The sequence below is a fragment of the Allopontixanthobacter sediminis genome (genome assembly GCF_009828115.1).
GTDB lineage: Bacteria > Pseudomonadota > Alphaproteobacteria > Sphingomonadales > Sphingomonadaceae > Allopontixanthobacter > Allopontixanthobacter sediminis.
Window position 1 is genome coordinate 167491 of the sequence record NZ_WTYL01000002.1, and the last position, 25129, is coordinate 192619.

The following is a 25129-nucleotide window of genomic DNA, read 5'->3' on the forward strand; positions in this document are numbered from 1 at the left end:
TGGGCTTGCGGCGGGGTTAACCACTCCAATGGCTTGCTCCCCGCCCCGCGCTCTGCCACCACCATCGCCGTGACTGGCGGAACGGGGCAAATCGATGCGGGCGGCAACGCGGATGCCGGGCAAGGCTGGGAAGCTGTCCGGTCCGACGCGTCGATTCAATACACTCCGGTAGAACCGCCCGAGACACCGGAACCGCCCGACTGGCTGGAGGACCTTGGGCGCTGGCTGGCGGAATTGTTCGCGCCGCTCGGCCGGATGCTCGGCGATTCCTGGCCGGTATTGAAGTGGGTCCTGCTGGCAATGGCCATCGCTGCCCTGCTGTACCTGCTTTACCAACTGGTCGCGCCGCTGATCGAAGGCCGCAGACAAAGCGTTGCTCAAGAAGACGAGGCTTGGGTGCCCCGGCGCGAAGAAGCGCTCGCATTGCTGGAGGACGCGGACCGGCTCGCAGCGGAAGGCCGGTTCGACGAGGCAACGCATCTGCTGCTCCAGCGCAGCGTCGGGCATATTACCGCAGCCCGGCCAAACTGGGTCGAACCCTCCTCCACTGCGCGCGAAATCGCCGCGCTGCCTGCCTTGCCTGACACCGCGCGCGCTGCATTTTCGGCCATATCGACCCGGGTGGAACGCAGCTTGTTCGCGCTGCGCAGCCTTGATGCGGGGGACTGGCAGGCCGCCCGCGATGCCTACAGTGCATTCGCCCTCGCCAACCTGTCCGCCGCGGCAGCGAGTGAGCCGGCATGACCACCCGCGCGGCGGGGCCATTCAACCCGAAGGTCATGCTGGCACTGGTGCTGTTCGGCGCACTCGCTTTCTTCGCCACGTTGTATTTCATCGGGACGGGCCAGACGGGCGGCGGCAATGACGGGGGCGGCCATGCGGCGGGCCGGGGGCTCAACGGCTATGCCGCGCTCGCCGAATTGCTGGAAGATGACGGCTACGATGTCAGCCTGTCGCGCAGCCCCGGGGCCCTGACCGGGGAATCGCTGCTGATCCTGACGCCGCCTGCTTTCATGGAGGCCGAGGATCTTGCCGAGGTGATCGAGAATCGCCGCCTTGCCGGGCCAACGCTGGTCATCCTGCCGAAATGGAACGTCTCGGAAATTCCCGATCAATGGGATGTGGAAAAGGAGAAAGGCTGGGTGCTGCTCAGCGGGGCGAGCGAACCCTTCTGGCTACAAGAACTCGAAGGCGATCTCGCGATGGAGGGCGCCGTTACCGAATTGGAGCCAACCGGCCCACACTGGCGCGGTCTCGGAATGAGCGGAAATTTGCCGGACCCGGTGCGCAGCCTGTCAATTTCCGGTGACCGCATCACGCCGGTGGTACGCGATTCCGATGGTGAGACGTTAATCGGTTATCTCGATGACGGGGGCTACTACCCCGATCTGGCGGACGCCGCGAGCATTGCCGCCACCGAACGCGACGACGAAGACGCTTACGAGAAATGGGGCGTCGTGTTCGTGGCGGAAACCGATCTGCTGAACAATTACGGCATGGCCGATGCGCAGCGGGCGGAGCTTGCCCGGGAAATCGTAGCCCTGAGTATGGAAAGCTACGATCTCCCGGTCACTTTCGACCTGACGCAAAGCGGGCTCGGCGGGACCGAAAACTTGCTCACACTGGCGATGAAGCCGCCGTTCCTGGCTGCCACGCTGTGCTTGCTGATCGCAATGCTGGTGGTCGGCTGGCGAGCGTTTCGCCGATTCGGCCCGCCAGCGAGCGAAGGCCGCGCGATTGCTTTCGGCAAGCGGCAACTTGTCGCCAACAGCGCCGGATTGATCCAGCGGACACGGCGGATGCACCTGCTATCCGCTCCCTATGCCGACATGATGCGCAGCCGTATTGCCGCCGCGCTCGGCCTGCACCGCGCCGATGACAGCCAGATCGACGCCGCACTTCACCGCCGCCTGCCCGATGAACCATCCTTCGGCCAGACGCTCGACCATCTGCGCAAGGCCCGCACACCGCATGAAGTCCTGCGCGCGGCAAACGCGCTCCGATCCCTCGAAAGGAAGCTTTCCCGATGACAATGACACTGGATGACGTCCGTAACCTCGCCGCGGCGATCCGAGCGGAAGTGGCCAAGGCCATCGTGGGTCAGGACGAGACAGTCGATCATCTGCTGGTGGCGCTGTTCGCCAAGGGCCACGTACTGCTCGAAGGGCCTCCGGGAACGGCAAAGACCTTCCTGGCGCAAAGCTTCGCCGCCGCGCTGGGCCTCGATTTCGGACGCATCCAGTTCACTCCGGATTTGTTGCCGGGCGACATCCTGGGGTCCAATCTGTTCAACTTCCAGACCAGCCAGTTCACCCTGACGCGCGGACCGATCTTTTGTGAGCTGCTGCTGGCCGACGAGGTCAACCGCACCCCGCCCAAGACGCAGGCCGCCCTGCTGGAAGCGATGCAGGAACGCCGGGTCACCCTTGACGGAGAAAGCCACAGCCTGTCCGAGCAGTTTCTGGTAGTCGCGACGCAGAACCCGATCGAGAACCAGGGGGTTTACCCCCTGCCCGAAGCGCAGCTCGACCGGTTCCTGTTCAAGCTGCTGGTGTCCTATCCCAGCGAAGCCGAAGAAGCCGAGATCGTGACCCGCTACGGTGACCGGCAGGGCCCCCGAAGCGCCGCGGCGCTGGGCGTGACTGCAGTTACCGACGGGGCGATGCTCAACGCGGCCAGTGCGGCGGTCGGCGCGGTCACGATGGCGCGGGAAGTGACCGATTACGTCGTCCGGCTGGTGCGCGCCACGCGGGACAATCCCGACCTGTCCATCGGCGCAAGCCCGCGGGCCGCCGTGGTGCTGGCAAACGCTGCCCGCGCCCGCGCCGCGCTGGAGGGGCGCGACTATACGATTCCCGACGATGTGAAGGCGCTGTCCACCGCCGTGCTACGGCACCGCCTGACGCTTAGCCCCGCCGCAGAGATCGAGGGGCGCGACATGGAAGCGCTGGTTGCCGAACTAATCGAAGCTACGGAGGCGCCGCGCTAAGGCGCGCAGCATGGCCCTGTCGATCCTCCCCACGGCCCGCGCGGCATGGCTGACGGCGCTGGCAGCACCGCTCGCGATCCTGATCGCGGCCGCTGCGCCGGGGGCGTGGGTGATCGCCCCTGCGGCGGGTGCCGCCCTGCTGGTGCTGGTGCTGCTCGACGGGCTGGTTGCCGGGCGGCTGGCCGACTGGAAACTGCAGGCACCGGCGGACGCAGAAGTGGGCGAACCGCTCACCATCCGGGTGCTCGCGGAATTTGCCGGACGGGCCAGCCGGTCATTGCCGGAGGTTGCGCTGGAATTCGACCCGCGGCTGGGCCCGGCAGGCACCGCGACCGTCCCGCTCGAATTTGAAGCGGAAACAGGCATCTGGCAAGGCAGCGCGATCCTGACACCCAGCCGCCGCGGCTCCGCTGGGGTCAGCACGCTGTGGCTCCGCTGGACCGGACCGCTCGGGCTGGGCGCACGGCAGGTCCGGCGCGAAGTGGATGAGACAATCCGCATCTGGCCCGATCTTGCCCCGGTCCGCTCGCCCGAATTGCAGAATTACCTGCGCGATGCCCAGTTTGGGCTGATTGCGCGGCGCATACGCGGCGAAGGGACACAGTTCGAAGCGCTCAGCGAATACGAACCCGGCATGGACCGCCGCCGGATCGACTGGAAAGCCAGCGCCCGCCACACGAGGCTGTTCGCGCGCGAGAACGAGAGCGAACGCAACAACCAGATCGTGTTCGCTTTCGATTGCGGGCAGGCGATGTGCGAACCGGTCGACGGCCTGCCCCGCATTGACCGAGCGGTGACCGCTGCGCTGACCGCGTCCTATGTGGCGCTGAAAGGCGGCGACCGGGTCGCGCTGTTCGGCTTTGCGCAGCGCCCCGAAGTGTTCACCCCGTTCGTGGCGGAGAGCCGTGCATTCTCCCGATTGCAGAGCGCGGCGGCCAGCCTCGACTATCATGCCGAGGAACCCAATTTCACCCTCGCGCTCGCCACTTTGACCGAGCGGCTGAAGCGGCGTTCGCTGGTGATCCTGTTTTCCGATTTCACCGACCCCACGGCGGCGGAGATGATGATCGAGAGCGTCGGACGGCTGGTGAAAAAGCATCTCGTCCTGTTCGTGACGATCGAGGATTCCGAAATTGCCGCGCTGACCGCTGCAGAGCCGACCACCTTGACCAACATCGCCATGGCCGTCAGCGCCGATACCCTGGCGCGGCAGCGCGCGCTGGTGCTGCAGCGGCTGCGGCAGATGGGCGTGGACATCATCGAAGCGCCGTGGGACCGGATCGGCTACCGCCTGATCGACAGCTATCTGGACATCAAGCGTTCGGGGACCATCGGATGAAAGCACCCGCGATCCGAGGCTGGTTCAGCAAGAAAACGGTCGATGCACCGCCTGCCATCGAGGCCGCGGCGCTGCGGTCCGACCGCTTCCGGCTGGAACGCGAAGGCGACTGGATGCGGCTCGAAAGCATCCTGAAGCGGATGGAAAGCGGGCGGCTGCGCGGGTTGCCGGACGAGGATGTGCTGGCGCTTCCGGTGCTTTACCGGACTGCCGCTTCCAGCCTCGCGGTGGCGCGTGAAACATCGCTCGACAAGGCGACGCTGGCCTATCTGGAATCGCTGGTCCAGCGCGCATGGTTCCAGGTTTATGGGCCTCGCCAGGGGTTCTTCGGCTGGTTTCGGGGCTTTCTCGGTGGCGGCCTAAGCCGGTCGGTTCGGGAAATCTGGCTGGACATGTGCATCGCGCTCGCCGCGATGATCGCGGGCACCGTCACCGGGTACCTGCTCGTGTCGCGCGACCAGGAATGGTATTACCGGCTGGTCCCCGGCCAGTTCATGGACAGCCGCGTTCCCGGTGCCAGTCGCGAAGCGCTCAGGCAAACTTTGGCGATCGAGGAAAGCGCCGCGGGCCTCAGCACTTTTGCGGCATCGCTGTTCAGCAACAACGCGGGGGTCTGCATCCTCGCCTTTGCGCTCGGGTTCGCTTTCGGGGTGCCGTCGCTGATGCTGCTGGTGCACAACATGGCCGTGCTCGGCGCAATGTGGTGGCTCTATTCCGAAGCCGGTTTGACTTACGAATTCGCCGCCTGGCTCAGTGTGCACGGCACGACGGAGATGTTCGCGATCCTGCTGGCGGGCGCAGCGGGGATCCATATCGGCCGCTCGATGGCGTTTCCGGGCGCGCGCTCGATCATGACCGCGGCGGCACAAAGCGGACGCCGGGCAGCGCAGGTGATGGCCGGCGTGGTGCTGATGCTGATCCTCGCGGCGGTGCTGGAAGCCTTCCCGCGTCAATTGCTCGGCACCAACGAACGCTTCGTGATCGGGATGACGATGCTTGCGCTGTGGCTGGGCTATTTCTTCGCCTTTCGCCGCAAGCGGGTCACGGATGACGCGGTATGAACCGGTCCGCGTCCACCCCGTATGAAGCCGCGAGCGCCAAGCGCCGCCGTACCGTAGTCACACCGGAAGGGATCGCGCTGCCCTTCATCGTCGGCGCACGGTCGGCCCGCGCGGGTGCGCTGATCATCGACTATCTGATCATTACCATGACCGTTGTCGCTGTCAGCCTGCTGCTTGGCTGGACATTCAGCGGGCTGATCGACCGGGTTGGCGATGCCGAAAACCTCGGCGGCGCTGCTGAATTCATCTTCATCGCTTACATCATCTTCCTGTTCCTCGCGCGGTACGGCTATTTCCTCGCATTCGAGATGGGGCCGCGCGGAGCCACCCCTGGCAAGCGGCTGGTCGGCCTGCGGGTTGCGGCGCGCGACGGAGGGCGGCTGACGGCGGAGGCGGTGATCGCCCGCAACCTGCTGCGCGATATCGAGATTTTCCTGCCACTGGTGTTTGTCCTGACCGCTCCCAGCGGCGAAGGTGGGCCAGCCGGGATTGCCGCGATGCTGTGGTTCCTGGTGTTCATGCTGTTCGCGGTGTTCAACCGGGATGCGATGCGCGCGGGCGATCTGGTGGCCGGGACCTGGGTAGTGGAAGCGCCGCGCAAGACCCTCGCCGCCGCGCTATCCACCGAAGGCGCAGCGCGGCTTGGATCGAGCGATATCACCGGAGTGGAATACAAATTCGGCGAGGGCGAGTTGGCGGTCTACGGAGAATACGAGTTGCAGACGCTCGAACGGGTCCTGCGCGACGACAAGCCCGAAGCAATCGCGGCGGTGGCCGAAACCATCTGCCGCAAGATCGGCTGGCATCCCGGCGTGGGTGACGAGCGGGCTTTCCTAGAAGCGTTCTACGCCCAGTTGCGCGCGCGGCTGGAAGGGGGCATGCGGTTCGGCAAGCGCAAGGCGGACAAGTTTTCCTGATCGGGGAATGGCGATGGGTGACAGGTTCACGATTATCCGGGACGATCTGACCGGCGCAGCGATTACCGAACTGCTCGCGCTTCACCTGGCCGAAATGCACCGGTGGTCGCCCGCTTGCAAGGTGCACGCGATGCCCGCCGAACGGCTCCGCGAAGCCGACGTGACGTTCTATTCGGCGTGGGACGGCGGCGCGCTGGCCGCCTGCGGGGCGCTGAAGGAATTGCGGCCGGGCCGGGGCGAACTCAAATCGATGCGAGCAGCGCCGAAATTCCGCGGCCAAGGTGCGGGGCGGGCTATTTTGGTCCACCTGATGACCGAAGCCCGCAACCGGGGCTACACTTGGCTTGGACTGGAAACCGGCAACGCGGAACCGTTCTTGCCTGCACGAAAACTCTACGAGAGTTTCGGCTTTCGCGAGTGCCCCGCGTTCGGTGAGTACGTCTCCGATGATTTCAGCATCTGCATGGAGAAGCATTTATGAATTGCGACCGCCGTACCGTGCTGGTGGGAACGACCGCCGGATTCGCAACCGTCGGCCTTCTTTCAGGCTGCGTTCCCCTGGATCCAGGCCCGCCGGGCCGGTTGGCGGCAAAGTTGCGGATCATCGAAGCCGCGGCGGGCGGCACGTTGGGAGTCTCCATCCGCAACACCGCGACTGGCCAGACGGTGGGGTACAAGGCGGACCAGAGGTTCGGTCATTGCTCCTCGTTCAAGATGTCACTCGCCGCCTTGGTGCTGAAGCTGGACCAGGACGGCACCGTGAACGCGCAGGAACGCATTCGCTGGACCCGGGGCGACCTGATGCCTGTTTCGCCGTTCACTACCAGCAGAGTAGACAAAGGCGCGACCTTGCTTGAACTGGCGGAGGCCACCCAGAAGACAAGCGACAACGCCGCCGCCAATTTCCTGCTGGGGCGGCTGGGCGGACCGGAGCGACTGACCCGGTTCTGGCGCGATATCGGAGACGAGGCCAGTCGGCTCGACCGGACGGAACCGGCGCTCAACAACGTGCCGCCGGGTGAAGTGCGCGACACCACCACCCCCCACGCCATGGCGCTTACGAACGAACGGATCCTGTTCGGCGATGTGCTTGCTGCCGAGCGGCGCGCGCTTCTGCGGCAATGGATGGAAGAAACCGAAACCGGCGCACGGCGGGTTCGGGCAGGTCTGCCAAAAGATTGGAATGCGGGCGACAAGACCGGCACGTCGACGTGGCCCGGGATGGGGGGCCTCTATGTCGACATCGGTTTCGCCGTACCGCCCGGCGGGGACGCCAACACCTTTGCGGCGTATTACCGATCACCCAAGCCGCAGCAGGGAACAGACCCGGTGTCCGAAAATGTCCTGCGGCAGGTTGGCGAGGTGCTGGCGCAATTCGCGCAAGGCACCGCGCCTTCCGGCGTCACTCCGTAAAAATCGCGACTTCGTTCACTCCGCCGCTGGTCGCCCGGCCGCGGTACATTCCGGTCGTGTTGAAGGAGAAGACCGCCTCGCCCGCAGGCGTTACGAGGATTACCCCGCCGTCGCCGCCCAGCTCCTTGACCTCTGCCATCACCGCGTCGGCGGCAACCTGCGGGCCCTCGCGTCCGATCCGCATCCGGGCGCAGATTTCATGCGCCACACCAGCACGGATGAAGTACTCGCCCGCGCCAGTGGCGGATACCGCGCAGACCCGATCATCCGCATAGGTGCCCGCACCGATCATCGGCGCATCGCCGATCCGGCCCCAGCGCTTGCCGGTAAGGCCGCCGGTGGACGTACCTGCCGCAAGATGGCCCTCACTGTCGAGCGCCACCGCCCCTACGGTGCCAAACTTGTGGTCGACATCCATCGCGGACAGCTTTTCCGCTTTCAGCCGTTCCAGCGCATCGCGGCGGGCGTCCGTCGCGAACCATTCTGGCGGCATGGTTTCAAGGCCCTTGTCGCTGGCGAATTCCTCGGCACCCGCGCCGCTGAGAAACACGTGCCGCCCGTCCATCCGGACAGCGTCGGCGAGCAGGATCGGATGCCGCACACTGGTGACGCCAGTGACCGCGCCGGCGGAACGGTCGCGCCCGTCCATGATCGCCGCGTCCAGTTCATTGGCGCCTTCCCAAGTGAACACCGCCCCGCGCCCGGCGTTGAATTTCGGATCGTCCTCCATCAGGAGAATTGCGGCGCGGACGGCCTCCAGCGCGCTGCCGCCATTGCGTAGCACGGCGCTGCCCGCATCGAGCGCTGCCTGCAGCGCGGCCTTGTATTCTGCCTGCTGCTGCGCCGTCATCCGGCCCCGGTCCATCGTGCCAGCGCCGCCGTGGATCGCGAAAGTCCAACCCGGCGCTGCGTCGGTACTGTCATGAGCGCGCACTGGCTGGGTGAGGTTCGCGGAAAGGGCCATTGCGGCGATCAGGGCGAAGCGCGTCGGGACGCGGTTGGGGGTGCGGTTCATGCATTGATAGCTAACACACAATCGCCCCGCGCAAAGCCCCAATTGCCGCGGCGCGGCCAGCGGGCTTCATTCGCACGGCCAATAGCTGTAGTGGCCGCTTCACCATGATTCTCCGCCCCGCCACTCCCGAAGATGTTCCCGCCCTTGCCGCGCTGGGCCGGGACAGTTTCTGCGCCGCGTTCGAGGGCCTGTACCGGCCCGAGGACCTGGCGATATTTCTCGAGCAGGCTTATTCCGAACCCGCCGTGGCGGCCGAGGTTGCCGCGCCGGAATATATCCACCAACTGGCCGAGGACGCCGGCGGTCTGACCGGCTTTTGCAAGCTGCGTCAGCCGAGCTGGTACGCCGAACATTCGGACGCCCGCAATCCGATCGCACTGGGCCAGCTGTACACAGCGCCGGACAAGACCGGCTTTGGCATCGGCGCGGCCCTGATGGAGTGGGCGCTGGCCGAAGCCCGCGCGCGCGGCTGCGATGCGGTCCAGCTGTCGGTCTACAGCGAGAATTTCGGCGGGCAACGGTTTTACCAGCGTTACGGCTTTTCCAAGATCGCCGATATCGGCTTCTGGGTCGGGGAACAACGCGACGCCGAGTTCCTGTACGAACTGCGGCTGGATTGAAGCCCGGGGGCCGCGGCCGCTGTAACTTTCTCAAAACGTCTTGCGAACTCCGAGGCAGTCCCGGCCAACGCCGGAACTGCACTGTTCCTGTCTACGGGACCGTGCTTCCTGAACTTCGAAAGCTGGAGAAAGACTGTGATCAAGACTTCTGTAGGACGCTTCGCCGGGATCGCGCTGGCCGCCGGAATCGCCGCTGGCATGGCCACCACCCCTGTCGCCGCCAAAAGCGGGGACAGGGAAAAATGCTACGGCGTGGCCAAGGCCGGCAAGAACGATTGCGCGGCCGGACCGGGCACCAGCTGCGCCGGCACGTCCAAGACCGACTATCAGGGGAACGCCTGGAAGTTGGTCGACAAGGGTACCTGCACCAAGATGGAAACACCCAAGGGCAAGGGCTCACTGACGCCCATCAAGCGCTGAATCGATGATTGCAGACTGGGAGCATGGCCTGAAGTGCATACTTTGCGAGGTGTTAGCATTTCCCAGCGATACCTACGGACATGGTTCATGTACCCAGCCTGCAACACGCGTTCGCCGAGGGGATCCCGGATGGGGATCTGATTGAGGATTCGCGGATCGACAGGATCCTTGGCGCAGTGCGCAATCATCTCGGGGTCGAGATCGCCTTTGTCGCCCGCTATGTCGATGACGACCGCGAGCTGATGCACGTCAGTTCCGACCTCGACCTGCCGATGGGCCCGGGTTACCGGGAGCCGAAGGAAAACGGCTATTGCTGGCATGTGCTCCAGGGCAATCTGCCCGAATTGATCCAGGACCCGGCTGACTTTCCGATGACGCAGGACCTGGCAGTCACCCATATGCTGCCAGTCGGCTGCCATCTCAACGTCCCGCTCCGGCTGTCCGACGGAACCGTCTACGGCAGTTTCTGCGCGCTCAGCCGAACCCCGGACCGGAGCATGACCGAACGCGATGTGGGTGTGCTGCGGGCCTTCGCCGCACTGGCGACCGAACAGATCGAAAGCAACCTGGAGGTCGATGTCCGCCGGTCCGCCTTGCAGAACACCATCGGCAAGCTGATCGACGGCAAGCGGCTGACGATCTTCCACCAGCCGATCCACTTCCTGGCGGACAACCTGCCTGCCGGGGTGGAATGCCTTGCCCGCTTTCCCGACGCGGGCACGCGCGGGCCGGACTGCTGGTTCAACGAAGCCGACGAGATCGGCATGGGGGTGGAGCTGGACATGCTCGCCGTCCGTTCCGCACTGGCGACGCTGCCCTATGTGCCGGCCAGGCATTACATGTCGATCAACGCCTCCCCCGCCACGATCATCTCGGGCGCGCTGGAACTGGCGCTGGCGGATCACGATGGATCACAGCTGGTTATCGAAGTTACCGAACACCAGGAAGTCACCGACTTCGCTGCGCTGGCAAAGGCCCTGCGAACACTCAGCCCCAAGGCGCGGATCGCCATCGACGATGTCGGCGCAGGATATGCCGGTATGCGCCATATCGTCGATCTGGCGCCCGATATCCTCAAGCTCGACATGAGCCTGACGCGCGACATCTTCCGCGATCCGGCCCGCCGGGCGCTGGCCGGTGCGCTGGTTAAATTCTCCGAAGAAATCGGCTGTTCGCTGGTCGCCGAGGGTATCGAATGCGCCGCCGAACGCGATATTCTGGCGGATCTCGGGATTACGTATGGCCAAGGCTATTTCTACAGCCCGCCGCTGCCGGTCGTCGCCTCGCAGCAGCTCCTGCTCGGGGTGGAATGCGGTGAAGTAACGACCACCGCCAGCCTGCCGGGAACCGGCGGTCACAGCACCGGGGTGACGGTCGGGAACCTGCGGCTTCAGGCCTGACGTAGAGCTATAGCCACTTCCATTTCCAGAACAGTAACAGCTGGACCATAAAGATACCCAGGCATAGCGCGACCACGATCCAGAACGCGTGGTCACTTGCGACCCCCGGCATGCCCCCGACGTTTATCCCGAGCAAGCCGGTGACGAAACTCAGCGGCAGGAAAACCGCCGCGACTATCGTCAGCAGGTAGTTCGTCCGGCCGGACCGGGCGACAGCGCGCGCGCGCAGTTCGTCCTGCACCATCACCGCGCTTTCCTTGCTGATATTTATATCGTCGAGATAGCGGCGCAGGCGTTCGATGGTTTCGAAGATCTCGCGCCGGTCATGCTCTTCGAACCATTCTGGCGCATCGCGGGAAATCGATTCAAGCGCTTCGTGCTGAGGTCCCATATGGCGCTGCAGGCCCAGACAGTTGCGCCGGATCACGGAGATTTCTTCCAGCACCTGCTCCGCGCTTTCCCCGGTATCGGCTTCTTCCAGCGCGTCGATATGGGCGTTCATATCGACGATCGACCGGTTCATCCGCATGATCATGAATTCGACCAGGGAAGTGACCAGCGCGCCTGCATCGCTGGGTCCGGTCCCCGCATCGATCAGCGCCAGCGTATCGCGCGGCGTCTGCAGCGGGTTGCGGCGAAGCGTAATCAGGCGCTTGCCGTCCGACCACAGCTGCATCGAGACCATGTCTTCCGGCTGGGCACCGGGATTGAAATTGATCCCGCGCAAGGTCGAGACCAGCGTGTCCCCTTCGCGAAACGCACGCGGTCTCGTCTCGTCGCTGACCAGCAATTCCGCCGTCGTGCGGGAGATGCCGAGTTCGCTCTGGAGCAATTCGCTCACCCCCGGGCGGCTGCGATTGAGGTGGACCCACAGGACTTCGCCCGGCGCCCCCGGTTTCCATTCCAGCGCCTGCGCCCAGTCGATCGGGCGGCCCCCGCCTTTTCCGTCGAGAACCCGGCCGAACAGCAAGGGCGTGGGGCCAAGGCCGGCGTCGGTCAGGAATACAGCTTCGGTCATTGGGCCTTCTTGCGGATTACACCGCACTAGACAATGCACATTTGCGCGGGGCAATTGGCGCTTGCCGGGCCGCAGTTTCCGGGAGAAATCTCCGCCGCGAACTTGGCCTTCCACCTGAAACCTATTCAATCTATAAGGCGGGCATGTCATCAATCAGACCTTGGCGCGACATCGAACGCCGCAAGAGCCGCCAGATCATGGTGGGGAACACCCCCGTGGGCGGGGATGCGCCGATTACCGTGCAGACCATGACCAACACGCTGACGTCCGACGCGGCCGCCACCATCGACCAGATTCGCCGCTGCGAAGATGCCGGGGCGGATATTGTGCGGGTGTCCTGCCCCGACGTCGAAAGCACCGCGGCGCTCGGCCAGATCGTCCGCGCGGCGAAAATCCCGATCGTGGCGGACATCCATTTCCATTATAAACGCGCCCTCGAAGCCGCCGATGCCGGCGCCGCCTGCCTGCGGATCAATCCCGGCAATATCGGATCGAGCGAACGGGTCGCCGAAGTGGTTCGCGCCGCCAAGGCCAACGGCTGCGCAATCCGTATCGGGGTCAACGCCGGCAGTCTCGAAAAGGACCTGCTGGAAAAATACGGCGAGCCTTGCCCCGAAGCGCTGGTCGAAAGCGCGCTCGACCACATCAAGCTGCTGCAGGACCACGATTTCCACGAATACAAGGTCGCGGTAAAGGCCAGCGACGTGTTCCTCGCAGTTGCAGCCTACCAGCAACTCGCCGACGCGGTCGATTGCCCGCTGCATCTGGGTATTACCGAGGCCGGCGGGCTGATCGGCGGGACGGTCAAATCCTCCATCGGAATGGGCAATCTGCTGTGGGCCGGGATTGGCGACACGATCCGGGTCTCGCTGTCGGCCGAACCGGAAGAAGAAGTCCGCGTCGGTTTTGAAATGCTCAAGGCGCTGGGTCTCAGGACCCGCGGCGTGCGGGTCGTATCCTGCCCGTCCTGCGCGCGGCAAGGCTTCGATGTCATCCGCACCGTCCAGGCGCTGGAAGAACGGCTGCAGCACATCAAGACACCGCTGTCGCTGTCCGTCCTCGGCTGCGTGGTCAACGGCCCCGGCGAAGCGCGCGAAACCGACATCGGCATCACCGGCGGCGGCAATGGCAAGCACATGGTCTACCTGTCGGGGGTTACCGACCATCATGTGCAATCCGGCGTCATGCTCGACCACATTGTTGAACTGGTCGAGGCAAAGGCGGCCGAAATCGAGGCCGGGATGACCGATGCCGACAATTTGACCGAAGCCGCGGAGTAATGCGGGCCACATTCGTTCGCCTGGTTCAGACCCTGCGCGACGGTGTTTCACTGTTCTGGCTGGCTCCGGTGATCGTCGCCCTGATCGTCGTTCCCGAATTCATCCAGCATGTTGCCGAAATCCGGATCGGCATGTTCGACAGCAAGGAAGCCTTCAGGGCCATGGCCGATGATCCGCGCCGGATGGTGTGGGGTTATCTGAAGCTTGCCGGCCTGTTGCTCGCTATCCTGGCTGCCACCCGGTTTTGGGGTGCGCGTTCCCGAGGCGAGAAATGGTGGGACCTGCGTACGATTGCCTGGGCAAATCTTGCCCTTGCGCTGGTCCTGATCATCGTCACCGGAATACCCAGCATGGCGCTTGGCCCGGTTATCGGAGATGACGCGGCGGGAATTCTGGGCGTGGTCATCAGCATCGCCACACTGCCCCTTATTGCGTTGCTGGTCGCGGGCCTTGTTGGCGACCGGCAGGCCAGCTTGAAATCCGTGTTTCGAACCGGCTGGCTCGCGTCCCTGCGGATCCTGGTTTTCGCTGCGGTTGCGTGGGTGCCGTTACAGTGGCTCCACGGCAAAAATCACGATTGGGCTCTCGGCGCGGACAGTTCGATTGTCTGGTCTCTGATGATTTTCGACGCGCTTGTGGTGGGTTTGCTGGCAGCAATAGCCGGGACCGCCTTTCATCATGGCTACGAAGCGGACCGTTTGCAGGTAGAACCATCATGACCGCGCCAGAGACCGACTACCTGATCATCGGCGCTGGTGCTGTCGGGTTGGCCTTCGCCGATACGTTGCTGGACGAAGACCCGGACTGTCACATCACCTTCGTGGACAAGCACGCGAAGCCCGGCGGCCACTGGAACGATGCTTATTCGTTTGTCGCGTTGCACCAGCCATCGGCGTTCTACGGCGTCAATTCGATGGAATTCGGCGATGATACGGTGGATCTGTCCGGTCCGAATAAAGGCCTGTTCCCCCTCGCCAGTGGAGCCGAAGTGTCCGCCTATTTCGTGCGGCTGATGAACCGCCGCCTGCTGCCAAGCGGCCGGGTGAGCTATCACCCGCTGTCGGAATATCTCGGCATGGAAGACGGGGTGGCCCGCTTCAGGTCGATCCTGTCGGGCAAGGAAAGCCACGTGACGGTCCGCCGCAAGCTGGTCGACGCGACCTTCTACAAGACCTCGGTCCCCGCCACGCACACCCGCAAGTTCGACGTGGCCGATGGCACCCCGCTAGCCATTCCCGGGCAGCTGCCCGATTTGTGGATGCGCGGAGATGATCTGCCCGGACATTACGTCATCCTCGGCGCGGGCAAGACGGCGATGGACGCCGGCGTCTGGTTGCTGGAAGCCGGGGTGGAACCCGACCGGATCACCTGGGTGCGGCCGCGCGATTCCTGGCTGATCAACCGGACCTATACCCAGCCGGGCCCGGATTTCTTCGAGGCAGTGATCGAAAGCCAGATCGCCCAGCTAAACGCCGCGGCAGAAGCGGCCACCGGCGACGAGATGTTCGAAATCCTGGGGCGCGGCGGATACATGCTGCGCCTCGATCCGTCGGTGAAACCGGAGATGTTCCATTTCGCGACCATCTCGGAAGGCGAAGTCGCCCTGCTGCGCCAGATCACCCGCGTAATCCGTCACGGCCGCGTCCAGGCAATTGCGCCCGGCATGATGACCTTTGCGGGCCAGCAAGAGACCGTACCGGACGATGCCCTGTTCATCGACTGCACAGCCACGGCGGTCGATTTTCACGAATACAACGCCCAGCTTCCGCTGTTCGATGGAGACCGGATTACCCTGCTAGCCCTGCACGTTCCGCTGGTTACCCTGAGCGCCGCGGTGGCTGCGTTTCTTGAAGCGAATTTCGAGGACGACGAGGCAAAGAACGCGCTGGCGCGCCCGGGCCCGCTCACCGACACCCCCAACACCTACGCCCTTGCCCTGCTGGCCAACATGATGAACCGAGGGGGCTGGTCGCAAAATCCACAGGTCAGCAGCTGGCTGGCGAAATCACGGCTCGACCCGACCGGCCCGACCGTTGCCGCTCTGGCGCAGGAAGGCAGTCCGAAGCTGGCAGCGCTGGGTCCGTTCAAGGCTGCGATCGCCAAGGGGATCCCCGCCCTTCAGCGGCTCGCGGTGGCCGCGCGCGCGGAGCATAACGCCAAGTGAGAAGTATCGCGGTGCGGTTCCTGCTGGCGTCCCTCGCCTTGCCGGCATTGGCAAGCTGCGCGACGAGCGACATGGCCCAGTCCCATCCGGAGGCGCGCGCCTATGTGGCAGGCAGGGACGCGTCTGCCGACCTCAACGCAGGACTGGCCCGGGCGCAGCTAACCGGGAAAAACGTGCTGCTGGTGATGGGCGCTAACTGGTGCCATGACAGCCGCGCGCTCGCGGGCTGGCTGGAAACGCCCCGCTTTACCGCCCTGCTGGCCGATCGATACGAGGTGGTTTACGTCAATGTCGGGATGCCGCAAACCAGCGATGGCCATAACGAAGACATCGCCCGCCGGTTCGGGCTGGACGGGATCACCGGTACCCCCGCCGTGCTGGTGATCGGGCAGGACGGCGTGCTGCGCAATGCCGATACCGCGCAAAGCTGGCGCAATGCGGCCAGCCGGAGCGAGGATGCAATCTTCGACGAACTGGCCAGCCTTGCCGCCGAAAAAGCATATTCACCAACCCGATAGGTTTGGTAAGGTAGAGCGGTACCATGAAACGGCGTGAACTTCTTGTAGGCAGTGTGGCCGCCGGGCTTTCGCTCGGTGCAGGCCTTGTCGGCATACCGCGGGCATTTGCCCAGGCATCGTCGCTGGGGCTCCGTGACCGGAAATTGATGGAGATCGCGAAGCAGCAGCAGGCGAAGGCCGGCAGCATGCTGTGGCGGACCGATTTCGTCGGGATTGCCGATTTCGGCCTGCGTTCGTCCGAACCGAGGTTTCACTTCGTCAATCTGGAGGCAGGCAGGGTCGATTCCTATCTCGTCAGCCACGGCGACGGATCGGATCCGGAGCACGACGGCTGGCTGAACTGGTTTTCCAACGAAGACGGGTCCCATTGCACTAGCAAGGGCGCCTATATGACCTACGGCTGGTACACTGGTCGGTATGGCACCTCGATCCGGCTCGAAGGGCTGGATGCGACGAACTCCAACGCGCTGGACCGTGCGATCGTGATGCACCGCGCCAAATATGCGGAACCGGAATTCCTCGCCAAATGGGGCCGGCTCGGGCGATCGAACGGCTGTTTCGCGATGAGCGACGCCGATTTCAAGCTCGCCTTGCTCCACCTCGGCGGAGGTCGGGTGCTGTACGCCGACAGTCTCGGGCTGCAAGCGGATGGCAGCGTGATCCCGGAAGACCAGCGGCGCGAAATCGAAGTGCTGATGCCTGAGAACCCCGTCGGGCTCGAGCAGCTCAACCCCGGCGTTTACTAACCCCAGACCTTACGAGATTCGCAGGTCGTCCTCGATCACGATCACCTGCTCGCCGGTAACACGCGCGCGGTTGGGCTGGCGCGGAGCGTCGAAGCTGGCAAGAACCGGCGCATCCCGGCCATAGATATCGGCAAAGGTCGACAGCTTACCGTCGATATCCTGCGCCATGGTGAAATAGGTGATGTAGACCGGCATCTGCTTCTGGAATGCGACCTTGGTGTATTCCCCGCCCTTGATCAGGTCGACACCTTCCTGCGCGGTCATGCCGCCCTGAAGGATAGCCAGCGTGATCGCCAGTTCGGTCGCGCGCTCGGTACGGATGCAACCGTGGCTGAGCGCACGGTTGTCGGTGGCGAACAGATGGCGCGAGGGCGTATCGTGCAGGAAAATCGCATGGCGATTGGGCATGTCGAGCTTCATCAGGCCAAGCGAATTGCCCGGCCCCGGCTGCTGGACGACCGTTACCCAGCCGTTTTCGCCCTTGGTCGCCTTGTAACCGTTGCTGCGTGCCCATGACGGGTTGGACAGCACGCGTGCGCCGAGGCCTTCGCCCTTCACGATCGACTGCGGTACCGTCCAGGTCGGGTTGAAAATCACCCCTTCGACACTTTCCGCGAGCTGCGGGGTAGCGGTCCGGCCCGGCTTGCCGACCACCGTCTTGTAGGTCCGCATGATCTTGTCGTTGACCGTCAGCCGCAGCTGGAATTCGGGCACATTGGTCATCAGGTACTGGCTACCCAGATCGCGGGCGAGCCAGCGCCAGCGGTCCATGTTGGCCCGTATCATCTGGCGGCGCTTCTTGTTTGCAGCCGGTGTCTTGGCCAGCTCTTCCTTCAGCCGCGCATAGTCGGGATGTTCCGGATTGATCCGGGCCAGCGTAGCGGCCAGGTCACCGCTCGCCAGGGCGTCACCCATCAGTTTCGCGGTCGGATAACGGTCCGCGTCGGGATCGAACACGAACCATTGTTTGCGCGCGTCCATCGGCGTGCGCCCATCGCGCAGGTCCTCGACCAGAAAGGCAAAGCTCTGGCTGGCGATCTCGTCCAGTTCCGCGCTCGGCCCCGCCTGGATCGCGGCGCGCAAGGCGACGAGATTGTAATCCACCGGGTCGAGCCCTTCGGACCCGATACCCTCAATCATGGTCAGCAGCGTCTTGGCGTGCTTCACCGGCCACGGCTGGGTGATCGAAGGAACTTCCTGGACCACTTCTTCCGAAAAGGCTTCGGCAACCGACTGGGGTTTTGCAGTTTGGCCGGACACCACGACGCCCGTTTCGGCTTCGACCGGCTGGCTCGGGATGGTCCGTTCGGGCGGAAGAATATCTCTTGGCGCCGATTGCTGCGCGATTACCGCGCCCGGAACCGCCCCGAACCCGGCCAAGGCTGCAGCCGCAAGCAACGAGAAACGCAGAGAATTCTTCATAACAACACTTAGCCCCAATAGCGGAAACGTGTTCGACCTGCCGGTCGAATCGTAAATTAACCCAGATTCAGTCTCTACATCAACTAGCCAGCCTGTATCTGTGGTGAATCGCGCTGAGTTGGTGACGGCTGGGCCGGTAGCAGATATGGGCGCGGTGTGCTGGAATTTCGCGCCTTCATGCCTTTTCTTGCGGCCTTGGCCGGGGTCGCCTTCCTGTCCCTGATGGACGCTTATATGAAAACCGCTGCGCTGGCTGCCGGAGCGTACAGCGCCGCGGCTTTCCGTTCGGCCATCGCAGCCTGCATCATCTCCCCGATCTGGCTGGGTACCGGCGGACGGTGGCCAGAACGCAGGGTGCTACGGCTGCATCTGATCCGCGGCACCGTATCGGGTTTCATGGCACTCAGTTTTTTCTACGCGCTCACCAAATTGCCGATCGCAGAGGCCATCGCGATCAGTTTTGTCGCGCCGCTGATCACGCTCTACCTCGCGGCCGTCCTGCTCGGCGAGAAAATCCGGCGCGAGGCGATTATCGCATCTTTGCTTGGACTGGCGGGTACCGGCGTGATCGTCGGCGGACGTCTCGGCAGCGCCGACTACGACCCCGAAACACTCAAGGGCCTTGGCGCAATCCTGTTCTCGGCGCTCCTTTACGCCTATAATTTCATCATCATCCGCCAGCAGGCTCAGGTATCCAGCCCGCTGGAGGCGACGACATTCCACAGCGGCGTGGGCGGCGCCGTGCTGCTGGTGTTCGCGCCGTGGTTCCTGACCCTGCCCGCACCTAGCCCGATGGGGGATATCGCGCTGGCGGCGATCCTGACCCTGCTCGGCTCGCTGCTGATCACGTGGGCCTATGCCCGCGCGGAGGCGCAGGCGCTGGTGCCGATGGAATACAGCGGCTTTTTATGGGCCGCGCTGTTCGGCTGGCTGTTTTTCCGCGAACCAATCACCGCCACCACGATATCCGGAACCCTGCTGATCGTTGCCGGTTGCTGGATTGTCGCCCGGCCGCGGCCTAAAGTCCCGCAAACGGAACAAAGCGCGCTCTAGCTGTTTGAATGGTTATGAAAACCCGTTGCGAGCGCCGTTTTCTTGGCATTTTACGCGGGTACCACCCTTGACCAACAGCCCCTGAACGCGCAGTTGCGTGGCAAATATCCCGTCGCCCGCCAATACGCGAACACTAACCCTGTTTGCAGGCCGGTCGAGCATCCAGATTAAAAGGATCCAGCAGCATGACCCAGGTCGGAACAGACACCCTCAGCAGCCGCAGCACGATGACCGTCGGCAACAAGGAAATCGCGTATTATTCGCTCGCCAAGGCGGCAGAAACGATCGGCGACATTTCCCGGCTGCCGACCTCGCTCAAGGTCCTGCTGGAAAACCTCCTCCGGTTCGAGGATGAAGGCTTCACGGTTTCCCGCGATCACATCCAGGCCATTGCCGACTGGCAGAACAACCCCTCGACCGGCGAAGAAATCCAGTACCGCCCGGGCCGCGTGCTGCTGCAGGATTTCACCGGAGTTCCTTGCGTGGTCGACTTGGCCGCAATGCGGGACGCGATTGCCAAGCTCGGCGGCGACACCCAGAAAATCAACCCGCAGGTGCCGGTGCATCTGGTGATCGACCATTCGGTTATGGTCGATGAATTCGGCCACCCCAAGGCGTTCGAACACAATGTCGAAATGGAATACCAGCGCAACGCGGAACGGTATGACTTTCTCAAGTGGGGTTCCAAGAGCCTGAGCAATTTCAAGGCGGTGCCCCCGGGCACCGGTATTTGCCACCAGGTGAACCTGGAAAACATCGCGCAATGCGTGTGGACCAGCGAAGATCCGAGCGGGGCGACCGTCGCTTATCCCGACACTTGCGTCGGGACCGACAGCCACACGACGATGATTAACGGCCTCGGCGTGCTGGGTTGGGGCGTTGGCGGGATCGAGGCGGAAGCCGCGATGCTGGGCCAGCCCGTTTCCATGCTGGTTCCCGAAGTGGTCGGCTTCAAGCTGACCGGTGAAATGGCCGAAGGCATCACCGCCACCGATCTGGTGCTGACCTGTGTCCAGATGCTCCGCGAAGTCGGCGTGGTCGGCAGCTTTGTCGAATTCTACGGCCCTGGCGTCAGCATGCTGAGCCTGGCCGACCGTGCGACCATCGCGAACATGGCGCCCGAATACGGCGCCACCTGCGGCTTCTTCGGCGTCGACGACAAGACCATGGAATATCTGCGCCTGACCGGGCGCAGCGAAGAGCAATTGCAACTGGTCGAAGCCTATTACCGCGAACAGGGCATGTGGTTCGATCCCGCGCACGAGCCGGTCTTCACCAAGACCCTCAGCCTCGACATGGGCAGCGTCGTCCCCTCCCTCGCCGGCCCCAAGCGTCCGCAGGACAAGGTCGCGCTTCCCGACGTGGACAATCTGTTCAACGACGAGCTGGGCTCGATCTACAGCAAATCCGCGGCGGAGCGGGTCGACGTCGAGGGCAAGGAGCACGACATTGGCGACGGCGACGTGGTGATCGCCGCGATCACCAGCTGCACCAACACCTCCAACCCCGACGTGCTGATCGCTGCCGGCCTGGTAGCGCGCAAGGCAAACGCGCTGGGCATGAAGCCCAAGCCGTGGGTCAAGACCAGTCTCGCCCCGGGTTCGCAAGTCGTCACCGACTACCTGGTCAAGGCCGGGCTGCAGGACGATCTCGACGCGCTCGGGTTTGACCTGGTAGGTTACGGCTGCACCACCTGCATCGGCAATTCCGGGCCGCTGGCCCCGCCGATCAGCGCCGCGATCAACAACAACAACATCGTCGCTGCCAGCGTATTGTCGGGCAACCGCAATTTCGAAGGCCGGGTATCGCCGGACGTGCGCGCCAACTTCCTCGCCAGCCCGCCGCTGGTGGTGGCCTATGCGCTGCGCGGTACGGTCACGACCGACATGGTCTCGACCCCGATCGGCCAGGACCGCGACGGGAACGACGTCTATCTCAAGGACATCTGGCCGACCAACCTGGAGATCTCGGACCTGCGCGCCAGCTCGATCGACCGGGGCATGTTCGAAGCCCGCTATGCCGACGTCTACAAGGGCGACGAGCATTGGCAGGCAATCGACGTGACCGGTTCGGACACCTACCAATGGCGTCCGGGCAGCACCTATGTCGCCAACCCGCCCTATTTCGAGGGCATGAGCATGACTCCGGAGACAATCACCGACATCATCGAGGCGAAGCCGCTGGCGATGCTCGGCGATTCGGTCACCACCGACCACATCTCCCCCGCCGGTTCGATCAAGGAAGACAGCCCGGCCGGTGAATATCTGATGGCCAACCAGGTCGCGAAGGCGGACTTCAATTCCTACGGCTCGCGCCGCGGCAATCACGAAGTGATGATGCGCGGCACCTTCGCCAACATCCGGATCAAAAACGAAATGGTCCCCGGCGTCGAGGGCGGCATGACCACCTACGGCGGCGAAACCATGCCGATCTATGACGCCGCGATGAAGCACAAGGCCGACGGCACGCCGCTGGTGGTGATCGCGGGCAAGGAATACGGCACCGGTTCCAGCCGCGACTGGGCGGCGAAAGGCACCAACCTGCTCGGCGTCCGCGCGGTCATCGTGGAAAGCTACGAGCGGATTCACCGGTCCAACCTGGTCGGCATGGGCGTCCTGCCGCTGCAGTTCGCGCGCGGCGATACCCGCGAGACGCTGGGCCTGAAGGGCGATGACAGCTTCACCGTTCAGGGGCTGGCCGACCTGGTTCCGGGACAGGACGTGACCGTCGATGTCACCCGTGCGAATGGCGAAACGTTCCGCTTCACCGCGAAATGCCGGATCGATACTGCCAACGAGATGGAATATTACCGCAACGGCGGCATCCTGCATTACGTGCTGCGCAATCTGGCCGCCTGATCCCGCCAGACTGAACTACTCCAAAACAAAAGGGCCCAAAACAAAAGGGGCGGCTTCCTCGCGGAGCCGCCCCTTTTTTTGTCGCACGCCGGATGGCGAGATTTACGCCGCCTTCGTAGCTTTCAGCTTGCGCCGCCCGAGGACCGCTGCCGCCGCGAGGCCGAACAGGATCGTCACCGGCGGTGCCGGGACCGGGGTGCCAGGATCGCCGCTCGTGGTCATGCCCGATGTGGTCGAGACGTTGCCCGAGGTGGATGTCGAGGTTGACGAACTGGTCGATGTCGAACTCGAGACGTTGCCCGAGGTCGACGTGCTGGTCGACACGTTACCCGAGGTCGAGGTGGACGAGGACGTCGACGAGCTGCTCGAAACGTTGCCGGACGAACTGCTCGAGACATTGCCCGAGGTCGACGAGCTGGCGTTATTGCCCGAACTGCTCGTGACATTGCCCGAACTGGTCGAAGTGGTGCTTGTCACGCCGCCGGTCGAAGTGCTTACGCCGCCGGTGGAGGTGCTGACCCCACCCGTGGTGGTCGAACTGCCGCCGGTGGATGTCGACGTCGAACTGCCACCGGAAGAATTGTCGATATCGATGATGATGTCGCCGCCGGAAGATCCGCTGCTCGAACCGGAGGTCGACGTGGTGGAAGTGATGTTCACGCTGCCGCCGCTCGAACCGCCGCCGCCGAAAAATCCGCCGAAGAAGCCACCGCCGAAGCCGCCGCCAAACCCGCCGCTGCCGCCGATCACGGTCACATCGCTGCCGCCGCCGCCCTGGAACGCGGGAAGCTGCGGAAGCGGTGCCGGAACCGCGGCATAAGCCATACGGTATGTCGGCGCGCAATTCTCGCTGCCATCGGTTATCACGGTGCCGCCGCCATGCGGAGCGAGGCCGCCCGGACCGACGGGCTCACATTCGATCACCCGCTTCACGATCCGGCGTTTGACCGGCACCTTCTTGGGTATGGTGCGCTCTGCAGTGCGCTGCTTCACATACTTCACCGGCTCGGCCTTGACCGACTTGCTGGATTTGATGTGCATGCCGGCCGCTGCCGGCTTCTCCGCGACATGGACCGCGCCGCCTGCGAGCAGTGCGCCGCCCGCTGCGGTTGCGGACAATTTTGCCAGGGCCATTTTTACCGACATGAGCAAGCTCTCTTGTTACTTCTGTGATCGGGCATGTTCCGGCAGCGGCGAACCGCCAGCCATCACTTCCCTGTCATTGCAACAGAACGCAGCCGCCCGTGTCCCGCAATCGGGTTAACCATGATTTGCGGCGTTTTGGCGAGATTAGCGGACCTGAAATTGCCGCATCTGGGCGAGTTGTCCCACTATGGAACCGATCGCAGGGTAAAAGCTGAGCGGACGGGGCCGCGGCGTTAACCTTTGCCGTCAAACAGACCGGTCTGGCGAATCGGCTCTTCTCCGGTTTTGGGGGCTGGCGGGGGAGACATGTCGAGGTGCTGCCACGCGAGATCGTTAAGGCACCGCCCCCGCGCCGTGCGGGCAATCAGACCCAGCTGGATCAGGTAGGGCTCGATCACTTCTTCTACCGTATCGCGCGGTTCGCTAAGGCCCGCGGCGAGCGTTTCCACGCCCACCGGACCGCCTTTGTAAATGTCCGCGATCATCATCAGGTACCGCCGGTCCATCGCATCGAGGCCGAGCCGGTCAACCTCCAGCCGTGTCAGCGCCTCGTCCGCCACCTTGGCGGTTACCGTCCCGTCACCCGCGACATGGGCGAAATCGCGCACCCGGCGCATCAGCCGCCCGGCCACCCGCGGCGTACCGCGCGCCCGGCGGGCTATTTCGCGCGCGCCGCCGGGCTCGATCCTCATCGCCAGCAGCCCGGCCCCGCGGGTCACGACGCGCTCCAGCTCCGCCTCGGTATAGAAATTGAGCCGGACGGGGATGCCGAACCGGTCGCGCAGCGGCGTGGTCAGCAGCCCCTGCCGCGTGGTCGCGCCGATCAGCGTGAAAGGCGGCAGGTCAATCCGCACCGACCGCGCCGACGGCCCTTCGCCGATGATCAGGTCGAGTGCGCGATCCTCCATCGCCGGGTAGAGAATTTCCTCGACCACGGGATTGAGCCGGTGGATCTCGTCGATAAACAGCACGTCATGCGGTTCCAGATTGGTCAGCAGCGCTGCCAGGTCGCCCGATTTGGCGATCACCGGACCGGAAGTCGCTCGGAAACCGACGCCCAGTTCCTTGGCCACGATCTGCGCCAGCGTGGTCTTGCCCAACCCCGGCGGGCCGAAGAACAACACATGGTCCATCGCCTCCCCGCGGCCCCGCGCCGCCTCAATAAACACGCGTAGGTTGTCCCGCGCCGCTTCCTGCCCGACGAACTCGGCAAGGCTTTTCGGGCGCAAGGCTGCGTCGGGGTCTTCTGGCTGACGCGTCGGAGTGAGGTCGGGGTTGGCGGTCATCGGAGTTCTAAACCAACAATCACCGCACCAATTATAAACGATGAGAGAGAAACGTACTGAAAGAAATCAATAGCGATGTTAATTCGCCATATGCGCTGGATCGGTTTTAATGCTTCTTCTTGCGACGGCATATTTTCGCCGCGTCTCCCCGCCTCTTCGAAATGTCTCGATAATTCGCGGATTTTAGACGCGGCATGGTTCAAAAGGGAGACATGGGCCATGGCGTATGAAACGCACGATATGATGCCTATCGCAAACCAAAGTGCGGCAAAATAGCTAGGTCGTGCGGTTACTTCTTCGTTGGACAAAACAAGCACTACACCGCCGCCGTTAATCGTTAAGCATGATGCCAGTATCCATTTGTGTAGCGAATTTGCTTGTTCTTCGAGATTGCCAGCACTTTGAACCCAAGAGTTTGCCTTAGATTCCATGTAAGCACCTAAAGTAGCGCGTTCCTCATTCAT

At 63.8% G+C, this 25129-nt stretch carries 24 protein-coding genes; 18 read left to right on the forward strand and 6 right to left on the reverse strand.

The window, feature by feature from the left end:
* Window positions 1-33: 33 nt before the first annotated feature.
* Genes GRI65_RS06535 through bla form a run of 8 tightly spaced genes read left to right on the forward strand, consistent with a single transcriptional unit; the run spans window position 34 to window position 7719 of the window.
* Window positions 34-744 (forward strand): hypothetical protein, encoded by a 711-nt coding sequence (locus tag GRI65_RS06535; RefSeq protein ID WP_202391211.1) that lies wholly within the window; start codon window positions 34-36, stop codon window positions 742-744.
* Entirely contained in the window at window positions 741-2030 is a 1290-nt protein-coding gene (locus GRI65_RS06540; protein ID WP_160755751.1) for a DUF4350 domain-containing protein, read from the forward strand. The genes GRI65_RS06535 and GRI65_RS06540 overlap by 4 nt, the downstream gene beginning before the upstream one ends.
* 2 nt (window positions 2031-2032) lie before the next feature.
* On the forward strand, window positions 2033-2989 hold the full coding sequence (locus tag GRI65_RS06545) for an AAA family ATPase (protein ID WP_160756507.1): 957 nt from the start codon (window positions 2033-2035) through the stop codon (window positions 2987-2989).
* A 10-nt stretch (window positions 2990-2999) separates the two neighbouring features.
* Window positions 3000-4328 (forward strand): DUF58 domain-containing protein, encoded by a 1329-nt coding sequence (locus GRI65_RS06550; protein ID WP_160755752.1) that lies wholly within the window; start codon window positions 3000-3002, stop codon window positions 4326-4328.
* Window positions 4325-5389 carry a stage II sporulation protein M gene (locus GRI65_RS06555; RefSeq protein ID WP_160755753.1) on the forward strand — a complete coding sequence of 355 codons (1065 nt, stop codon included), beginning with the start codon at window positions 4325-4327 and terminating at the stop codon, window positions 5387-5389. The genes GRI65_RS06550 and GRI65_RS06555 overlap by 4 nt, the downstream gene beginning before the upstream one ends.
* On the forward strand, window positions 5386-6306 hold the full coding sequence (locus tag GRI65_RS06560; RefSeq protein WP_160755754.1) for an RDD family protein: 921 nt from the start codon (window positions 5386-5388) through the stop codon (window positions 6304-6306). The genes GRI65_RS06555 and GRI65_RS06560 overlap by 4 nt, the downstream gene beginning before the upstream one ends.
* A 13-nt stretch (window positions 6307-6319) precedes the next feature.
* Window positions 6320-6787 (forward strand): GNAT family N-acetyltransferase, encoded by a 468-nt coding sequence (locus GRI65_RS06565; RefSeq protein ID WP_160755755.1) that lies wholly within the window; start codon window positions 6320-6322, stop codon window positions 6785-6787.
* Complete coding sequence (gene bla, locus GRI65_RS06570) at window positions 6784-7719, forward strand: class A beta-lactamase (RefSeq protein WP_160755756.1); 936 nt, start codon at window positions 6784-6786, stop codon at window positions 7717-7719. Before GRI65_RS06565 ends, bla begins: the two co-directional genes overlap by 4 nt.
* On the opposite strand, the gene GRI65_RS06575 is transcribed toward bla, so the two are convergent.
* Complete coding sequence (locus GRI65_RS06575; protein WP_232843987.1) at window positions 7709-8734, reverse strand: isoaspartyl peptidase/L-asparaginase family protein; 1026 nt, start codon at window positions 8732-8734, stop codon at window positions 7709-7711. The two genes, bla and GRI65_RS06575, sit on opposite strands and share 11 nt — an antisense overlap.
* Before the next feature lie 104 nt (window positions 8735-8838).
* Here GRI65_RS06575 and GRI65_RS06580 point away from each other — a divergent pair, with 104 nt between their 5' ends.
* The 3 genes from GRI65_RS06580 to GRI65_RS06590 all read left to right on the forward strand — a co-directional run bounded on the left by GRI65_RS06580 (window position 8839) and on the right by GRI65_RS06590 (window position 11174).
* Entirely contained in the window at window positions 8839-9354 is a 516-nt protein-coding gene (locus GRI65_RS06580; RefSeq protein WP_160755757.1) for a GNAT family N-acetyltransferase, read from the forward strand.
* A 198-nt stretch (window positions 9355-9552) separates the two neighbouring features.
* Window positions 9553-9774 carry a BufA1 family periplasmic bufferin-type metallophore gene (locus tag GRI65_RS06585; protein ID WP_160756509.1) on the forward strand — a complete coding sequence of 74 codons (222 nt, stop codon included), beginning with the start codon at window positions 9553-9555 and terminating at the stop codon, window positions 9772-9774.
* Window positions 9775-9854: 80 nt separating this feature from the next.
* Entirely contained in the window at window positions 9855-11174 is a 1320-nt protein-coding gene (locus tag GRI65_RS06590; RefSeq protein ID WP_160755758.1) for a sensor domain-containing phosphodiesterase, read from the forward strand.
* 7 nt (window positions 11175-11181) lie between these two features.
* Here GRI65_RS06590 and GRI65_RS06595 read toward each other — a convergent pair whose 3' ends face one another.
* Complete coding sequence (locus GRI65_RS06595) at window positions 11182-12192, reverse strand: zinc transporter ZntB (protein WP_160755759.1); 1011 nt, start codon at window positions 12190-12192, stop codon at window positions 11182-11184.
* Window positions 12193-12335: 143 nt separating this feature from the next.
* Between GRI65_RS06595 and ispG the strand changes: the two genes are divergently transcribed.
* Genes ispG through GRI65_RS06620 form a run of 5 tightly spaced genes read left to right on the forward strand, consistent with a single transcriptional unit; the run spans window position 12336 to window position 16900 of the window.
* Window positions 12336-13472, forward strand: coding sequence for a flavodoxin-dependent (E)-4-hydroxy-3-methylbut-2-enyl-diphosphate synthase (gene ispG, locus GRI65_RS06600; protein ID WP_160755760.1), 1137 nt, complete (start codon window positions 12336-12338; stop codon window positions 13470-13472).
* Window positions 13472-14191 carry a hypothetical protein gene (locus tag GRI65_RS06605; RefSeq protein ID WP_160755761.1) on the forward strand — a complete coding sequence of 240 codons (720 nt, stop codon included), beginning with the start codon at window positions 13472-13474 and terminating at the stop codon, window positions 14189-14191. Before ispG ends, GRI65_RS06605 begins: the two co-directional genes overlap by 1 nt.
* Window positions 14188-15636 (forward strand): NAD(P)-binding protein, encoded by a 1449-nt coding sequence (locus GRI65_RS06610; RefSeq protein ID WP_160755762.1) that lies wholly within the window; start codon window positions 14188-14190, stop codon window positions 15634-15636. Before GRI65_RS06605 ends, GRI65_RS06610 begins: the two co-directional genes overlap by 4 nt.
* Window positions 15633-16154, forward strand: coding sequence for a thioredoxin family protein (locus tag GRI65_RS06615; protein WP_332872613.1), 522 nt, complete (start codon window positions 15633-15635; stop codon window positions 16152-16154). Before GRI65_RS06610 ends, GRI65_RS06615 begins: the two co-directional genes overlap by 4 nt.
* 23 nt (window positions 16155-16177) lie before the next feature.
* The gene (locus tag GRI65_RS06620; RefSeq protein WP_160755763.1) at window positions 16178-16900 is read left to right on the forward strand and encodes a murein L,D-transpeptidase catalytic domain-containing protein; all 723 of its coding nucleotides are present in this window, start codon (window positions 16178-16180) and stop codon (window positions 16898-16900) included.
* Between the two features lie 9 nt (window positions 16901-16909).
* Here the strand turns inward: GRI65_RS06620 and GRI65_RS06625 are convergent, their stop codons facing one another.
* Window positions 16910-18322: a L,D-transpeptidase family protein gene (locus GRI65_RS06625; RefSeq protein ID WP_160755764.1), complete on the reverse strand. Its 1413-nt coding sequence runs from the start codon at window positions 18320-18322 to the stop codon at window positions 16910-16912.
* A gap of 177 nt (window positions 18323-18499) precedes the next feature.
* On the opposite strand from GRI65_RS06625, the gene GRI65_RS06630 reads away from it, so the two are divergent.
* Both GRI65_RS06630 and acnA read left to right on the forward strand, forming a co-directional pair.
* Window positions 18500-19375: a DMT family transporter gene (locus GRI65_RS06630; protein WP_160755765.1), complete on the forward strand. Its 876-nt coding sequence runs from the start codon at window positions 18500-18502 to the stop codon at window positions 19373-19375.
* Window positions 19376-19560: 185 nt separating this feature from the next.
* The gene (acnA, locus tag GRI65_RS06635; RefSeq protein ID WP_160755766.1) at window positions 19561-22233 is read left to right on the forward strand and encodes an aconitate hydratase AcnA; all 2673 of its coding nucleotides are present in this window, start codon (window positions 19561-19563) and stop codon (window positions 22231-22233) included.
* A gap of 102 nt (window positions 22234-22335) precedes the next feature.
* Here acnA and GRI65_RS06640 read toward each other — a convergent pair whose 3' ends face one another.
* The 3 genes from GRI65_RS06640 to GRI65_RS06650 all read right to left on the reverse strand — a co-directional run bounded on the left by GRI65_RS06640 (window position 22336) and on the right by GRI65_RS06650 (window position 25129).
* Window positions 22336-23379 (reverse strand): PEP-CTERM sorting domain-containing protein, encoded by a 1044-nt coding sequence (locus tag GRI65_RS06640; protein WP_160755767.1) that lies wholly within the window; start codon window positions 23377-23379, stop codon window positions 22336-22338.
* Window positions 23380-23612: 233 nt separating this feature from the next.
* The gene (ruvB, locus tag GRI65_RS06645; RefSeq protein WP_160755768.1) at window positions 23613-24665 is read right to left on the reverse strand and encodes a Holliday junction branch migration DNA helicase RuvB; all 1053 of its coding nucleotides are present in this window, start codon (window positions 24663-24665) and stop codon (window positions 23613-23615) included.
* Complete coding sequence (locus GRI65_RS06650; protein WP_160755769.1) at window positions 24662-25129, reverse strand: hypothetical protein; 468 nt, start codon at window positions 25127-25129, stop codon at window positions 24662-24664. The genes ruvB and GRI65_RS06650 overlap by 4 nt, the downstream gene beginning before the upstream one ends.

Bases quoted from the DNA above. Each gene is read 5' to 3' on its own strand.
- GRI65_RS06540 (WP_160755751.1), top strand. From the start codon at position 741: ATGACCACCCGCGCGGCGGGGCCATTCAACCCGAAGGTCATGCTGGCA.
- GRI65_RS06545 (WP_160756507.1), top strand. From the start codon at position 2,033: ATGACACTGGATGACGTCCGTAACCTCGCCGCGGCGATCCGAGCGGAA.
- GRI65_RS06550 (WP_160755752.1), top strand. From the start codon at position 3,000: ATGGCCCTGTCGATCCTCCCCACGGCCCGCGCGGCATGGCTGACGGCG.
- GRI65_RS06555 (WP_160755753.1), top strand. From the start codon at position 4,325: ATGAAAGCACCCGCGATCCGAGGCTGGTTCAGCAAGAAAACGGTCGAT.
- GRI65_RS06560 (WP_160755754.1), top strand. From the start codon at position 5,386: ATGAACCGGTCCGCGTCCACCCCGTATGAAGCCGCGAGCGCCAAGCGC.
- GRI65_RS06565 (WP_160755755.1), top strand. From the start codon at position 6,320: ATGGGTGACAGGTTCACGATTATCCGGGACGATCTGACCGGCGCAGCG.
- bla (WP_160755756.1), top strand. From the start codon at position 6,784: ATGAATTGCGACCGCCGTACCGTGCTGGTGGGAACGACCGCCGGATTC.
- GRI65_RS06575 (WP_232843987.1), bottom strand. From the start codon at position 8,734: ATGAACCGCACCCCCAACCGCGTCCCGACGCGCTTCGCCCTGATCGCC.
- GRI65_RS06580 (WP_160755757.1), top strand. From the start codon at position 8,839: ATGATTCTCCGCCCCGCCACTCCCGAAGATGTTCCCGCCCTTGCCGCG.
- GRI65_RS06585 (WP_160756509.1), top strand. From the start codon at position 9,553: ATGGCCACCACCCCTGTCGCCGCCAAAAGCGGGGACAGGGAAAAATGC.
- GRI65_RS06590 (WP_160755758.1), top strand. From the start codon at position 9,855: ATGGTTCATGTACCCAGCCTGCAACACGCGTTCGCCGAGGGGATCCCG.
- GRI65_RS06595 (WP_160755759.1), bottom strand. From the start codon at position 12,192: ATGACCGAAGCTGTATTCCTGACCGACGCCGGCCTTGGCCCCACGCCC.
- ispG (WP_160755760.1), top strand. From the start codon at position 12,336: ATGTCATCAATCAGACCTTGGCGCGACATCGAACGCCGCAAGAGCCGC.
- GRI65_RS06605 (WP_160755761.1), top strand. From the start codon at position 13,472: ATGCGGGCCACATTCGTTCGCCTGGTTCAGACCCTGCGCGACGGTGTT.
- GRI65_RS06610 (WP_160755762.1), top strand. From the start codon at position 14,188: ATGACCGCGCCAGAGACCGACTACCTGATCATCGGCGCTGGTGCTGTC.
- GRI65_RS06620 (WP_160755763.1), top strand. From the start codon at position 16,178: ATGAAACGGCGTGAACTTCTTGTAGGCAGTGTGGCCGCCGGGCTTTCG.
- GRI65_RS06625 (WP_160755764.1), bottom strand. From the start codon at position 18,322: ATGAAGAATTCTCTGCGTTTCTCGTTGCTTGCGGCTGCAGCCTTGGCC.
- GRI65_RS06630 (WP_160755765.1), top strand. From the start codon at position 18,500: ATGCCTTTTCTTGCGGCCTTGGCCGGGGTCGCCTTCCTGTCCCTGATG.
- acnA (WP_160755766.1), top strand. From the start codon at position 19,561: ATGACCCAGGTCGGAACAGACACCCTCAGCAGCCGCAGCACGATGACC.
- GRI65_RS06640 (WP_160755767.1), bottom strand. From the start codon at position 23,379: ATGTCGGTAAAAATGGCCCTGGCAAAATTGTCCGCAACCGCAGCGGGC.
- ruvB (WP_160755768.1), bottom strand. From the start codon at position 24,665: ATGACCGCCAACCCCGACCTCACTCCGACGCGTCAGCCAGAAGACCCC.
- GRI65_RS06650 (WP_160755769.1), bottom strand. From the start codon at position 25,129: ATGAATGAGGAACGCGCTACTTTAGGTGCTTACATGGAATCTAAGGCA.